The organism is Pseudoalteromonas sp. DSM 26666, from assembly GCF_900116475.1.
GTDB lineage: Bacteria > Pseudomonadota > Gammaproteobacteria > Enterobacterales > Alteromonadaceae > Pseudoalteromonas > Pseudoalteromonas tetraodonis.
The window spans coordinates 1-14,101 of the sequence record NZ_FPAR01000011.1; the positions used below are offsets into that span (position 1 = coordinate 1).

13 protein-coding genes and 1 pseudogene are annotated in these 14,101 nt (G+C 41.2%); 4 read left to right on the forward strand and 10 right to left on the reverse strand.

The features are described 5' to 3' along the window. Positions 1-1,032, forward strand: a 1,032-nt coding sequence (gene tuf / locus BM380_RS15815; protein WP_090494895.1) for an elongation factor Tu, incomplete at its 5' end; no start/stop codon positions are given. Positions 1,033-1,517: 485 nt separating this feature from the next. Here the strand turns inward: tuf and BM380_RS15820 are convergent. The 6 genes and pseudogenes from BM380_RS15820 to BM380_RS15845 all read right to left on the reverse strand — a co-directional run. Further along, positions 1,518-2,429, reverse strand: a complete 912-nt coding sequence (locus tag BM380_RS15820) for a hypothetical protein (protein WP_028834811.1) — start codon at positions 2,427-2,429, stop codon at positions 1,518-1,520. A gap of 174 nt (positions 2,430-2,603) precedes the next feature. After that, positions 2,604-3,794: a dipeptidase gene (locus tag BM380_RS15825; RefSeq protein WP_090495164.1), complete on the reverse strand. Its 1,191-nt coding sequence runs from the start codon at positions 3,792-3,794 to the stop codon at positions 2,604-2,606. 60 nt (positions 3,795-3,854) lie between these two features. Beyond that, on the reverse strand, positions 3,855-4,100 hold the full coding sequence (locus tag BM380_RS15830; protein WP_008114225.1) for a YheU family protein: 246 nt from the start codon (positions 4,098-4,100) through the stop codon (positions 3,855-3,857). Beyond that, positions 4,097-5,089 carry a hydrolase gene (locus BM380_RS15835; protein WP_090495166.1) on the reverse strand — a complete coding sequence of 331 codons (993 nt, stop codon included), beginning with the start codon at positions 5,087-5,089 and terminating at the stop codon, positions 4,097-4,099. The genes BM380_RS15830 and BM380_RS15835 overlap by 4 nt, the downstream gene beginning before the upstream one ends. Positions 5,090-5,678: 589 nt before the next feature. Further along, positions 5,679-6,092 carry a TIGR02444 family protein gene (locus tag BM380_RS15840; RefSeq protein WP_090495168.1) on the reverse strand — a complete coding sequence of 138 codons (414 nt, stop codon included), beginning with the start codon at positions 6,090-6,092 and terminating at the stop codon, positions 5,679-5,681. A 541-nt stretch (positions 6,093-6,633) separates the two neighbouring features. Further along, positions 6,634-7,998: pseudogene (locus tag BM380_RS15845) on the reverse strand (ATP-binding cassette domain-containing protein); the annotation flags it as partial. A 132-nt stretch (positions 7,999-8,130) separates the two neighbouring features. Between BM380_RS15845 and BM380_RS15850 the strand changes: the two are divergent. Next, complete coding sequence (locus tag BM380_RS15850) at positions 8,131-8,334, forward strand: YheV family putative zinc ribbon protein (RefSeq protein ID WP_008114218.1); 204 nt, start codon at positions 8,131-8,133, stop codon at positions 8,332-8,334. 11 nt (positions 8,335-8,345) lie between these two features. Here BM380_RS15850 and BM380_RS15855 read toward each other — a convergent pair whose 3' ends face one another. After that, positions 8,346-8,561 carry a SlyX family protein gene (locus BM380_RS15855; RefSeq protein WP_013466167.1) on the reverse strand — a complete coding sequence of 72 codons (216 nt, stop codon included), beginning with the start codon at positions 8,559-8,561 and terminating at the stop codon, positions 8,346-8,348. Beyond that, entirely contained in the window at positions 8,548-9,546 is a 999-nt protein-coding gene (locus tag BM380_RS15860; protein ID WP_013466166.1) for a WD40 repeat domain-containing protein, read from the reverse strand. Before BM380_RS15860 ends, BM380_RS15855 begins: the two co-directional genes overlap by 14 nt. 195 nt (positions 9,547-9,741) lie before the next feature. Here BM380_RS15860 and fkpA point away from each other — a divergent pair, with 195 nt between their 5' ends. Next, positions 9,742-10,494 carry an FKBP-type peptidyl-prolyl cis-trans isomerase gene (gene fkpA / locus BM380_RS15865; protein WP_090495172.1) on the forward strand — a complete coding sequence of 251 codons (753 nt, stop codon included), beginning with the start codon at positions 9,742-9,744 and terminating at the stop codon, positions 10,492-10,494. A 59-nt stretch (positions 10,495-10,553) separates the two neighbouring features. Here the strand turns inward: fkpA and BM380_RS15870 are convergent, their stop codons facing one another. Then, positions 10,554-11,024 (reverse strand): Rsd/AlgQ family anti-sigma factor, encoded by a 471-nt coding sequence (locus tag BM380_RS15870; RefSeq protein WP_013466164.1) that lies wholly within the window; start codon positions 11,022-11,024, stop codon positions 10,554-10,556. Between the two features lie 507 nt (positions 11,025-11,531). Between BM380_RS15870 and hemE the strand changes: the two genes are divergently transcribed. Then, positions 11,532-12,596 carry a uroporphyrinogen decarboxylase gene (gene hemE, locus BM380_RS15875; protein WP_013466162.1) on the forward strand — a complete coding sequence of 355 codons (1,065 nt, stop codon included), beginning with the start codon at positions 11,532-11,534 and terminating at the stop codon, positions 12,594-12,596. A gap of 73 nt (positions 12,597-12,669) precedes the next feature. On the opposite strand, the gene sthA is transcribed toward hemE, so the two are convergent. Further along, entirely contained in the window at positions 12,670-14,100 is a 1,431-nt protein-coding gene (sthA, locus tag BM380_RS15880; RefSeq protein WP_175527473.1) for a Si-specific NAD(P)(+) transhydrogenase, read from the reverse strand. Between the last annotated feature and the right edge of the window lies 1 nt (position 14,101).

A 14,101-nucleotide genomic window follows, 5' to 3' on the forward strand; every position in this document is an offset into this window, starting at 1 on the left:
AACGCTCCAGAAGAGCGCGAGCGTGGTATCACAATCTCAACTTCACACGTTGAGTACGATACTCCTACTCGTCACTACGCACACGTAGATTGTCCTGGTCACGCCGATTATGTTAAAAACATGATCACTGGTGCTGCTCAAATGGACGGCGCTATCTTAGTAGTAGCTGCGACTGACGGCCCTATGCCACAAACTCGTGAGCACATCCTACTTTCTCGCCAAGTTGGCGTTCCTTACATCGTTGTATTCATGAACAAATGTGACATGGTTGATGATGAAGAGCTACTTGAGCTAGTAGAAATGGAAGTTCGTGAACTTCTTTCTGAATACGACTTCCCAGGTGATGACTTACCACTAATTCAAGGTTCTGCACTTAAAGCACTTGAAGGCGAAGAGCAATGGGAAGCTAAAATCGTAGAGCTTGCAGAAGCACTAGATACTTACATTCCAGAGCCAGAGCGTGACATCGATAAGCCATTCATCATGCCTATCGAAGACGTTTTCTCAATCCAAGGTCGTGGTACTGTTGTAACTGGCCGTGTTGAAGCTGGTATCATCAACGTGAACGACGAAGTTGAAATCGTTGGTATCAAAGAGACGACTAAGTCTACTTGTACTGGTGTTGAGATGTTCCGTAAGCTTCTTGACGAAGGTCGTGCTGGTGAGAACATTGGTGCACTTTTACGTGGTACTAAGCGTGAAGACGTTGAACGTGGTCAAGTACTAGCTAAGCCTGGTTCAATCAAGCCACACACTACATTCACTTCAGAAGTATACGTACTTTCGAAAGATGAAGGTGGTCGTCATACTCCATTCTTCAAAGGTTACCGTCCACAGTTCTACTTCCGTACAACTGACGTAACAGGTGACGTACAGTTACCAGAAGGCGTAGAAATGGTAATGCCTGGTGATAACGTTAAGATGACAGTAACGCTAATCGCGCCAATCGCGATGGACGAAGGTCTTCGTTTCGCTATCCGTGAAGGTGGCCGTACTGTAGGTGCTGGTGTTGTAGCAACTATCGTAGAGTAATAATTAACGTTTAAGTTAATTGTTAGAAAAAGGTCACTTAGGTGGCCTTTTTTAATGGCTGCGATTTACATCATGTGAAGGTGGCGCAGTTACCTTAGGCGTAGGTGCTTTGTAGCAACGTTCAACGAGTAATAATTAGCCTAGCTAATTAATACGAAAAAACCCGAGCTTAGCGTCGGGCTTTTTAATGTCTCAAGAAAAATACAGGTTTCAGGTATTAGGTGCGAGGCTTAAGGCAGAGCAGAGCGGTGTTAATTTGATCATCGTAGCATGGGTTGAGTTTTATCGAACTCAGAGGATAAAGCATGAAGGTGGCGCACTTACTTAGGCATCGGTGCTTTGTAGCAACTATCGTAGAGTAATCATTAGTTGTAATGCATTAAGCATTAATAAAACCCGAGCTCAGTCTCGGTTTTTTATGCCTGAGGTAAAGTGTAATTATTAATGTTATCGCTGTAACAAAGTAGGAGTATGGACTTAATTAGTTAGTAACCAGCATTCTTACGTAATTCATCAAGCATATCTTGGTTACCCATCATTTCGTCAAGCGTTGCCCTGACTGCATTGTCAGAGCTGTTGTCATAAACTGAAAGTAGATGTTGCGCCATTTGCTTCGTATAACCACCTTGTTTATTTTGAGCTTGGTAGTATTGCGCCATCAACCCTTGTGCAGCTAAGCGACGGATATAATCATTCGAGTCTTGCTCTAACAAGTTTGTAAACTGCTCTGCAAGGCGGTAATCAAGTACCGGTGTTTGAGTTGATAGCTCAACAGCTTGAATTTTAAATTTTTCGTCACTACTGTTGTTCGCTAAATTTAAAATGTTACCCACTACTTCATAGTCATACTCAGGCATAGTAGATTTATTTAGAATATACATATTCATTTGCAGTTGGCTCAGTGCAGCTAACCTATTTAAATCAGAGATGCTTGGATCTAAAGTTTGCTCTCTTAATTGAGAGTTTATTTGTTTAGCATAATCAGGTTCTGATTTGATCCTTAAATCATAGTCTTCTGGTAAATCTGCATAAAAGCTATAAAGAGGATTTTGCTCACGTCGTTTTTCATCTTCTTGCTGCTGTTTTTCCTCTAGTACGTCAAGAACAAGCTCCTTAAATTCGTCGGTATCTTGTTCTTGATAAGAGTCATTAGCGTGCAGTTTTAAGTTTGCTATTTTGCGTTGTAGCGAACTTACTTTCTTGCTTAGTTCGTCAATTAGGGCTTCATTTGATTGCTGGTATTCTGCAGGAGTACTAATAGAAACTGTGGAGCTTAGCTGTTGCTGGTTGGGTTTATTAAGCGAACTGGCCTGATCTTTAAAAAATGTTCCGTAGCATGAAATTACCAAGGCAAGTGTTGCTATAGCAATCGCAATAGTTCCTTTGTTTATAGTCATAAAATAATCAGCCTCTAAAATGGGTAATTTATCTGTTTTCGAAATATAAGTCTGTTAAAAAGTGTGTTAAATGAGGGGTAAATATACGGGGTAATTAAGAATGCGGGGCGTGAGTGGCGAAATGCGGTGTTTAAAGTGGCTATAAGCGCTAGACCTAAGCCTAGCGCGTAAAGCTTAATGAGATTTTGCGTATTGCTCAGCTTGCTTCCACACTCTTAGCGTATTGCCGCTTAAAATCTTTTTAATATCGCTATCGCTGTAGCCTCTATCCATTAAGCCTTGTACAAGGTTTGGGTAGCTAGACACATCTTTTAAGCCGATAGGCAGTGAGTCACCTACACCGTCGTAATCAGAGCCAATACCAACATGCTCGATACCAATTAACTTCACAACGTGATCAATATGATCAAGCACTTGCTCTAAGCTTGCAAATGGGTAAGGGTTTTTAGCGCGGTACATCGCATCAAAATCTTTACTTAACTTAGTACCATCTTTTTTTACCGCTTCTTTTTTACTTTTTAACTGTTTGCCCCACGTACCTGCTTTAGCAGTAACAAAGCTTGAACCAAAGTTAATTTGAATCACACCACCGTTCTTTTTAAGAGCTAATAACATGTCGTCATTCATATTACGCTCAAAACCTGGTGTGTATTTACGTAGTGATGAGTGTGATGCAATCACAGGGGTGTTAGACAGTTCCATCACTTGATAAAACGCATCGTCCGAGATATGAGACACATCAATCAGCATGCCGATGTTATTCATCTCTTTTACTAGCTCTTTACCAAATGGGCTTAGGCCTTTCCACTTGCGACGAATATCGTATGATGAGTCAGAAATATGGTTGCTTTGCGAGTGAGCAAGGGTGATATAGCGCACACCACGGTCAAAAAAATGCTGTAGGTTGTTTAAATCGCCTTCAATGGGTGAGCCGTTTTCCATGCCCATAGCAATCGACATTTTACCTTGCGCAAATTGTGCTTCTATATCGCTTGTTGAGCTGGCAATGGCAAACTTGTCAGGTGCACGTTGTGCAATTGCTTCCATACCATCAATAAGTTGATTCGCTAATTGAAAGCTTTTGCCTTTGCCTTCAAACTCTAAATGAGCAGGAATATAAATCGACATAAATGGCGCATTTAAGCCGCCTTTTACTGCACGAGGGTAATCAAAATCGCCGCCATCAGTGGCTTTAGTTACATCCGCCCATTTATCATGAATACGGTAAGGCACATCAATGTGGGTATCGATTAAAATGGTATCGTGTGTAAGCTTAATTGCTTTATCCGAGGGAGTAATTTCTGCGTGTACTGCACCTGTTAATGCAATCGACATTGCAATAACTATTGAGCTTAGTTTTATCATTTATAATGGCTCTTTAAGTTAAAAAAGCCATTGTCTATTTTTACGCCGTGTCTGACAAGTTTACTCGTCGAATTGCGCTTCACTCTGTAGTGCTTTGAATTCACTTTTAGAAATTATGGTGACCGACTCATGTAGCTCAGAGAAAAATACCATAGCTTCGCCGCTTTTTAATTGCTGATTTACTTGCGCTACTTTACTTTCAATACTGAACTCTTGTTCGCCATAGTCAGTGCCTTCGCGCAAAACGTAGCTTTCAATTAGGTTGTACAGTGTGTCTTTATCAAGTTGTTCAAAAGGAATAATCATAGCCACTCTTTATCGGTGTTATTAAATACACATTGCTTAAAATAATCAGGCACCACTTGCTCTAACCAAAACACGGGTTTAAATGGGTTGTTACCGCTAATAAAACCTACGTGGCCGCCCCTCTCTGAGATGCGCAGCGTAACATGCTCACTTACATCCTGACTACTTGGAACTGCTTTAATCGACAGCATAGGGTCGTCTTTGGCATGAATAATTAGTGTGGGTGTCGCAATATCTTTTAAATACGGCATGGCACTGGCTTTTTTGTAGTAGTCGTGCGCATTTTCAAAGCCATGTAGCGGTGCTGTAAGCTGGTTATCGAACTCTAATAAATCATCAATTTCCATTAACTGATCAGTGGTGATCGGTATCTGCTGTTTAATTTGCGGGAGTTTGCGTTGCATCGACTTTTTCATCCGATCGAGCAAATATTTTTGATAAATTTTACCTAAGCTTTTACGAATAACATCACTAGATGATGACAAATCATAGGGCGCAGATATCACGGCGGCTGCACTAAGCGGGCAGTGAATGTGTTCTTCCCCTAAATATTTAGCCAGCACATTACCACCCAATGAAAAGCCAACCGCCACAATCGGGCGCTTTGGAAATTGCTGTTTTAAATGGTTTATAAAAAAAGCTAAATCGGCAGTGTCGCCACTATGGTAGGCTCTTGGCAGGCGATTGACTTCGGTTGAGCAGTTTCTAAAGTGCATTAGCACCACTGCAAACCCTTGCTTTTTTAATGCTTTCATCATGCCTTTGGCATAAAAACTATTTATGTTGCCTTCAAGTCCATGAAGTACTACTGCGAGCGGCGCCGTTTCGTTATGCGGGAGTGACCAAGCAAGCTCAATAAAGTCACCATCGGGTGTATCAAGTTGCGCAAGTTCGTAGCGAGTATGGTGAAAAGGGCGAAAAAAACGCGGCATTATGGTTTGAACGTGTCGGTTGGTCATCCACCATGCGGGTTTGAACTTAGGGATCATGTCTGTACTACGCACTTTGCAATAAACGAAGCGCTAGTGTAGCAAATTTTTTATATTTAAAAATAAAAAGCGCCTAATCAGTAAACTAATAAGGCGCTTTGTGCGTCGTGCTTAATGCTGTTCTTTAATATCTGCATCGTGTACTTTTTTCATGAAAAAATACACAAAGAAGAGGCATAAACTAATAACGACGCCTAAAAATCCAAATGATAAAAATAGTACTGGGTCGCTAAAAAAATCTCTAAAGAATACGTCCATAATGGCCTCCTGATGTCTATGGGTTAATCATAGGCTGGCTTGGCAGGGCTTGATATGATCCAGATCAAGCTATTTTCCTAAGTTGTTTAACAGTGGATTAGAAGTTGATATGGATCATATTTTGAGCGGGATTTGAAGGGAGAAAGGTGTCAGATTAAAGGTATTAGGTAGTGAAAGTTCACGACTGGGGACTATTTTTCCTCTAAAAGCGCAGCGCCCCTTACACTCTTTGTGAATAAGTTACTTAAGATCTTTATACACAACGAGAACAGAATGAGCGGTAAATGAGGATAACCAGGCTGCTGAACGCTGGCTGCTAATTAAGGATAGTTTATAAATACAGCGCATTATTATTCGGTGCTGTACATGCTACTAACTCAAATCCATTAACAGTATTAATTAGTATGTGCTGTTGTTGTTTTTCTAGCTTGAGCTCTGCGCTGAGCAGTTGTTTACGAATTACGGCGTAATCTGTAATCTCGGTTTGATTTGCTTTTAAATAGGCGCGGGTAGCACGTAGGGGCTTTAATAGCTGTTTATCAAATTCACTAATACATTGCTCAAGTTTGTTTAACTGAGTTTGGCTAATTGCTAGATTGAGAGAATCTAAATAGTACAGTAGCAAGCACAGATTCACGTTTTTACCTTGCTGGTTTTGGTAATCTAACAGGCGCGCTTGCATGCCATCTTCGCTATAAAGCTGACATGCAAATTGCCAAAAGTTGTCGCTATTGAGCAAGTTCATCGGCGAATGCCTGCTCTTTTTGTTCCATTTCTTCAAGCGACATTAATAACTCTTCTTCAACATCGTTAAGCTTTGGCGTGAGCGTGGCTTGCTTGGTAATTAGCTCTTTGAGCTTAGCTTTATTTTCGTCGTTATAAAGTGTGTTGTCGCCGAGCGCCTCTTCAACGTCAGCTAGTTCAGCAGCGAATTTATCCAATTGTTTTTCAAGCTTTTCAATTTGCTTTTTAAGCGGTTGGATCGCTTTTCTAAACTCGGCCTCTAAGCGCTTTTGCTCTTTTCGGTTTATTTGTGAGTGGGCTTTTGGCTCGTCGTCGGTGTCGCTTTTAGCGGCTTCTTTATTAGCATTAAGCAGCCACTGATAATACGCGTCTAAGTCGTAGCCAAACTGAGTAACTTCGCCGTTATCAACTAAGTAAAATTCATCAGCGGTGTTTTTAAGCATGTGGCGGTCATGCGATACTGTGACCATGGCACCTTCAAAGCCTTGTAATGCCATAACCAATGCATGGCGCATTTCTAAATCAAGGTGGTTGGTTGGCTCATCCAGTAACAGTAAGTTTGGCTTTTGATAGACTAACATAGCCAGCACTAAACGGGCTTTTTCGCCGCCTGAAAAGGGGGCAACTGGGTCGAGTGCTTTATCGCCTACAAAGGCAAAGCCCCCTAAAAAGTCACGCAGTGATTGTTCGCTGGCTTTAGGGTTTAAACGTTGCAGGTGAGTGACGGCACTGGCTTTTAAATCAAGTGATTCCAATTGATGCTGCGCAAAGTAGCCAATGTTTAACCCCTGATGCTGAAATACTTCGCCCGCTTGAGGTTGTAAATCACCAGAAAGCAGTTTAATAAGTGTTGATTTACCTGCGCCATTTCTACCAAGCAGCGCAATACGGCTACCAGGCACTAAGTTCAGCTTAATACTGTTTAAAATGGTCACATCGCCATAACCGGCTTTAGCTTTGTCGAGTGTCATTAGCGGGTTAGGCAGAGCGGTTGGCTCGGCAAATTCAAAATCAAATGGGGAGTCAGCATGCGCAGGGGCAAGCTTTTCCATACGCTCTAGCGCTTTTACGCGGCTTTGCGCTTGCTTGGCTTTACTGGCTTTGGCTTTAAAACGAGTAATAAATTGCTCTAAGTGGGCAATTTGATCTTGTTGTTTTTCAAACATGGCTTGTTGCTGTAATAAACGCTCAGCTTTTTGGCGTTCAAACTGCGAGTAATTGCCTTTATATACATTGATAAGTTGTTTATCTATATGCCAAATTTGATCAACCACCGCATCTAAAAACTCTCGGTCATGAGATATCAGTACCAATGTACCAGTGTAGGCACGTAAAAAACGCTCAAGCCAATACACAGCATCTAAATCAAGGTGGTTTGTAGGCTCATCCAGTAACAGCAAGTCGGCATCGCGAATAAGCGCTTGGGCTAAGTTTAAACGCATACGCCAACCACCTGAAAACGCACTTACTGGGTTTTCTATTTGGTTATTAGCAAACCCTAAGCCATGTAATAGCTCTCCTGCCTTGGCTTCTATGCTATAGCCTTTAATATTTTCAAGTTGAATATGCACTTTAGCTTGAGTGTCGCCATCATTGGTTTGCTCAGCTTCACGCAAAGCAATTCGTAGCACATAATATTCAGGGTGGCCTTGCAGTACGTAATCTATAGCGCTTATTTCAAGGGCGGGGGTTTCTTGTTTTACTGAGGCCAGTGACCAATCTTTAGGAATACTGCAATTACCGCCATCCAACGAAAGCTCAGACTTTAATAAACTAAATAGCGTTGACTTACCACAGCCATTAGCACCAACAAGGCCTACTTTGTGCTCTGGAAATAATGTAGCCGATGCATTTTTTAATAAAGCTTTGCCACCGCGAAGCAGTTCTATTTCTGAGATTTGGATCATAAATACGTTACTTTACTGTGCCTTGATTGAATTGCGGCCATTATAACACGGATCTTATTAGCTATATCAATCGTATCAAGTAGGCAAATATTGCGATAAAATAACGTCAGTTAAAATGGTAGGAAAAACGAAGTGAAACATAAAAAACGATTTATTGCTGGAGCAACGTGTCCTGAGTGTAAAACCATGGATATGTTAATGCTCTACAAAGAGCATGACGTAGAAAAAGTTGAATGTATGCAGTGTGGTCACAAAATGGCTCAACCAGAGCAGGCTGTGCAGGCATCAACACGCCAATTTGAACAGATCATTGGCGTGTTTAATCCAGGCGACTAAACCTAAACAGTTTAGTAATGCGGTGGCGGAGGCTCCGGCATATTCGACATCATAGGTTGCGATGCTTGCGACTCTTTAAGTTTTTCAGCCAGCAACTCGGTTTGGCGCTTTATTTTTGCCAACTGTTGCTGGTGAACTTTTATTTCATCATTCAAAATTTCAATTGTTTCGTCTTGAAAAGCCACTTTAGCCTCAAGTTCCATTAGCCGATGTTCAATTGTGTTCATTTGGTTCTCGTATAATAAAGCGCTCAGCGATTCCGCTCGAGCTTTCAGTTAACAATGATTTACCGTTATCTGTAAATGCCACATCAAGTACCACTGCCGATTTGGGCTTACTGCCTTCTCGCGGAGTGACTTGCCATGTTTGAATTTTTTCACCGCTGGTTAGCTGCCATAAATCAACCCGTTTATTGGGTGAACCGGTTGCTAATAAAGTGCCTTGATCGTTAAAGCGCACTGCGGTAAAAATTTTCTGACGCGCAATATACTTTAGTTTACTAACAAGGTCACCTGTAGTCAGCTTCCATACATTTGCTTGTGCCATACTGTCGGCGGTAAAAGCATAGCGCCCTTGAGGATCTAAAGCGACCTGCGTTACTCGGGTTGGGTGATTAAAGCGATGAACTACTTGCCCACTTTGAGTATCCCATAAGTAGGCAACATAATCGTTAGAGCCGCTTAGTGCATAGCGCCCGTTGGGTGATAGGTCAACGGTATTTACTTTTTCTTGATGGCCTAAAAATTCAATGCGCCTACCTGTGTTAAGGTTTATAAATACCACAACGCCATCGCTGCGCCCGTAAACAACACTTTGGCCTTGGTTGCTAATGGCAATATCGCGAATGCTGGCTTTTTGTATTTTATAAAAGCCTTTATTTTTGCCGGTGGCAATATCCCAGACCGCAAAGGTGGTTTTTTCGGCGGTAACAGCCACGCTATTATCAAAAGCAATGGCTACGGCATAAACTAAGCTATCTTCAGCCTGCTGTTGAAACCATTGGTATTTAAGCGCTTGCTGTTGATTATCCCAAAGGGCGACCCCATGATGGATAGAAGACACTAAGCTGTATTGACCATCGTGCGATAACGCAGATGAAAAGGCGCCCTGTGCAGTGTGCTCAAAACTGGCCACTGCTTGTTGTTTTTCATCACTACATGCAATTGTTAATAAACAGCAAGTGGCGACTAAAAAAGTACGAAATAACGACATATTACAGGTATTTCCTCTTAACTCTTAGTGACTGAGAGGTTAGACTAGGTCTCGTTAAACGCCTAGGTTGTTTGTCTAATCACTGGATATGTTTTTAGTTTAGCTATTAAACAAGCAGCCTACCATGTAGGCCGTTAATCTTTAACTAGTAATATTACAATAAATGGCAACTGCAAAGTGTGTCGGAGATTTAAAATGAGAAAGACGATTAAATTGTCATTGATTGCAGCGTCAGTTTTAGCGCTTACAGCTTGTAATCAAGAAGCAAAAAAAGAGCAAGCAGACGTTAAGCTAGATACTGTAGCACAGCAACAAGCGTACGGTATTGGTGCATCTGTGGGTAACTTTTTAAATAAAGACCTAGCGGATAAAAAAGAAATTGGTATTGAATTAGACCAAGCTTTATTAATGCGAGGCTTTGAAGATGCACTTGCGGGTAATGCAAAAATTGACGAAGAGAAAATTCGTGAAGTACTAACAGCATTAGACGAATCAGTGCGTACTAAACAAGAAGAAAAAGCAAAAGTAGAGTCTGAAAAAAGCAAAGCTGAAGGTGAAAAATACCTAGCTGATAACGCTAAAAAAGAAGGCGTGATGGTTACTGAGTCTGGTTTACAGTACGAAGTAATGAGCGAAGGCGAAGGCGCAAAACCAGTAGCAACTGATGTGGTTAAAGTACATTATAAAGGCACATTGTTAGACGGTACTGAGTTCGATAGCTCTTACTCACGTAACGAGCCGACAACGTTCCCACTAAACCGTGTAATTCCTGGTTGGACTGAAGGTTTACAACTTATGCCTGTAGGGTCTAAGTACAAATTTACTATTCCTTCAGACCTTGCTTACGGCGATCGTGACTTAGGTAAAATTCCTGCTAATTCAACACTTATTTTTGAAGTTGAATTATTAGAAATTCAAAATGATGCAGAAGCTACCGCTGCAGAATAAGCGTTATAGATAATAAAAAAGGGACCTTAGGTCCCTTTTTTATTACGTTGAATAACTAATTAGTCAGTGTGATTAGAAAATAAGTTATCAATCAGCTCATCTTCAAGTGCAAAGCGCGCTTCGAGTGCTTCACCCATTACTGAAAGATCATTATCAAAGCCTTCTAGTAAATCTTCAGCGTCTACCTCAGCGTACTTATCGTTGAAATCCAGAGCGATGTCAGTGGTATCTGAAATACGTGGGTATATCGTATTAGCGAGTTGCTGGCTTTCTAGGCCTTTCTTTTCGCAGGCTTTAGCAATATCGTCGTACACTTCAAAGTGGCCGGCCGATAAATAATCCATTAAAATTTGGCAAAATGCCTGAATTTGTGATGGTTCAGGCAAAGACTGATCTTTTTTCTCATAAGGTGAAAAGCCTGCAATTTTACAGTAAAGCACAATCAGCTCTTGGCGTTCGTTTAACCAATTATCGATGACCGTATGGCTACCCCCCCACTTTTGTTGAGCTTTTTCTACACGCTTCAGCATAATTCTTCTCCTAAGCTGGGTTGGATTTTTTAAATTAAAAATAAAACTTATGTTATCCAAGATATATTTAATTGGCGTGTATATCAACAAGTAAAATAGATGTAATACCAGAGGGAATTTTGTTTAAGGGTATAAGTTGTAAGTAATTTATTCCAGGCAAGAAAAAACCACCTATTACGGTGGTTTAATTTCTTTATTAGACTTGTTTAAACAAGCATTCTTATTTTTATTAGAGATTTTTATTATTTTTATATTAACAATTTTTGTTATTGTTTTGTTAACGCGGGAGATACAATATCAAGCTTTTTTAGATGTTGCAAATAGTTTAATGAAAAGTTTTTATTATTAACGTTTGTTTGGTTGTTTTATATACAAAACGAAATGAAAATTAAAAATTACTTGATCTAGCGCTACTCTGTAGCGATTTAATCGCTTAGCGATAGAGGGGGCGCAAATATGGTGGTACAATCTTGCACAATTTCTAAAAGCCCTAGGACTCTATACGCTATGAGCGAATTAAAAAACGACCGTTATTTACGTGCCCTTGCCAAGCAACCTGTTGATGTCACGCCAGTATGGATGATGCGTCAAGCAGGACGTTATTTACCTGAATACCGTGCTACACGTGCACAAGCGGGCGATTTTATGAGCCTGTGTAGAAATGCTGAGTTAGCCTGTGAAGTAACATTACAGCCTTTGCGCCGTTACCCATTAGATGCAGCTATTTTGTTTAGTGATATTTTAACTATTCCAGATGCAATGGGATTAGGCTTGTACTTCGAAACAGGCGAAGGCCCTAAGTTTGAACGCCCAATTTCGTCACTAGCTGATGTTAAAAAAATTCCTAAACTTGATCCTACCGATGAGCTTGGCTATGTAATGAACGCAGTGAGCACTATTCGTCGTGAACTTAAAGGCGAAGTGCCATTAATTGGTTTTTCTGGTTCGCCTTGGACACTTGCAACTTACATGGTTGAAGGTGGTAGCAGTAAAGTATTTGGTAAAATCAAAAAAATGGCGTTTGCTGAGCCACAAACACTGCATTTATTACTCGATAAACTAGCTGATTCGGTGATAGATTACTTAAACGCGCAAGTTAAAGCGGGTGCGCAATCGCTAATGGTATTTGACTCATGGGGCGGTGTACTAAGCCCGCGTGATTACAATGAGTTTTCATTGCAATACATGCATAAAATTGTTGATGGCTTAATTCGTGAATACGATGGCCGTAAAGTACCGGTTACTTTATTTACCAAAAATGGTGGTCAGTGGATTGAAGCGATTGCCGCAACGGGCTGTGACGCAGTAGGTTTAGATTGGACTATTAACATTGGTGATGCTAAACGTCGTGTTGGCGATAAAGTAGCACTGCAAGGTAATATGGACCCATCAATGCTTCATGGTACGCCTGATCGTATTCGCCAAGAGGTTGGTACTATTTTAGAAGACTTTGGTACTGGCAATGGCCATGTATTTAATTTAGGCCACGGTATTACGCCAGATGTTGACCCAGAAAATGCCGGTGTATTCATTAACGCCGTGCATGAATTAAGTGCGCAATATCATAAATAGTTTCTAAATAACGATGAGTTATTAAAAAAGCCCGCTTGATTCAAGCGGGCTTTTTGTTACCTAGTGCTTAATATTACTTAAACAAGCGATTTAAACCATTTAACGCCGCAACTCGGTAGGCTTCTGCCATCGTTGGGTAGTTAAACGTGGTATTTACAAAGTAGTCGATGGTGTTGCCACCATTTTTTTGTTCCATAATAGCTTGGCCAATATGCACAATTTCAGAGGCACGCTCACCAAAGCAGTGCACGCCGAGTACTTCTTTGGTTTCAGTGTGAAATAATATTTTTAAACTGCCCACATCGGTGCCTGCAATTTGCGCGCGGGCTAAATGTTTAAATTGCGCACGTCCCACTTCATACGGTACTTTTGCAGCAGTTAATTGCTGCTCTGTTTTACCGACAGAACTCATTTCAGGAATAGTATAAATACCGGCTGGAATATCAATAATCAGCTTTTCATCACAATTACCACACGCGATGGCATCTGCGGCAATTCGACCTTGATCAAAGGCAGCACTAGCAAGGCTTGGATAGCCAATAACATCACCTACCGCGTATACATTGTCTACTTCTGTTTGGTAGGTTTCGTTTACTTTTATCTGTCCGCGGCTATCTGCTTTTAAGCCAATGGCTTCTAAATTAAGGGTATCAGTGTTACCGGTTCGGCCATTGGCAAATAAAATACAGTCAGCTTTAACACGTTTGCCCGATTTTAAATGCATAACAACGCAGTCATCACGGGTTTCAATGCGATCAAATTCTTCGTTATGACGAATTACAATACCGCTATTCCAAAAGTGATAGCTTAATGCATCAGATATTTCAGCATCCATGAACGCCAATAAGCGATCGCGAGTATTGACTAAATCAACCTTGGCACCTAGCCCTTTAAAGATAGACGCATATTCACAACCAATTACACCCGCGCCGTATATAAGTACGCGATGAGGGTCGTGTTCAAGGCCTAAAATAGTGTCACTTTCGTAAATTCGTGAGTGGGTGAAATCAACCCCTGGTGGGCGATAAGGTCGTGAGCCTGTGGCAATGACAATCGTTTGTGCAGTAAGGCGCTCAGTAGAACCGTCATTACGTCTAATTTCAATAGTGTGGTTATCAACAAAGCTAGCGTCGCCTTGAAACATATGAATGCGGTTACGATCGTAAAAACTGCTGCGTAAGTTTGACTGCTTTGAAATTACCGAACTGGCATGGCGTAAAATATCAGGAAAGGTAAGTCTTACCGGACGCTCGCCTACGTTAAATAAAGGATTTGCTTTGTATTCAATGTAGCGACTAACAGAATGACGAAGTGCCTTTGAAGGAATGGTACCCCAATGTACACAGCCACCACCCACGGCTGTTTGGCGTTCAATAACCGCTACTTTTTTGTTACTTTTAGAGAGGTTCATAGCGGTCCCTTCACCGCCAGGACCCGTGCCAATAATGATTGCATCATATTGGTATGTCACGGGTACTTTTTTCTTTTCTGGTTGTTTGGCCACA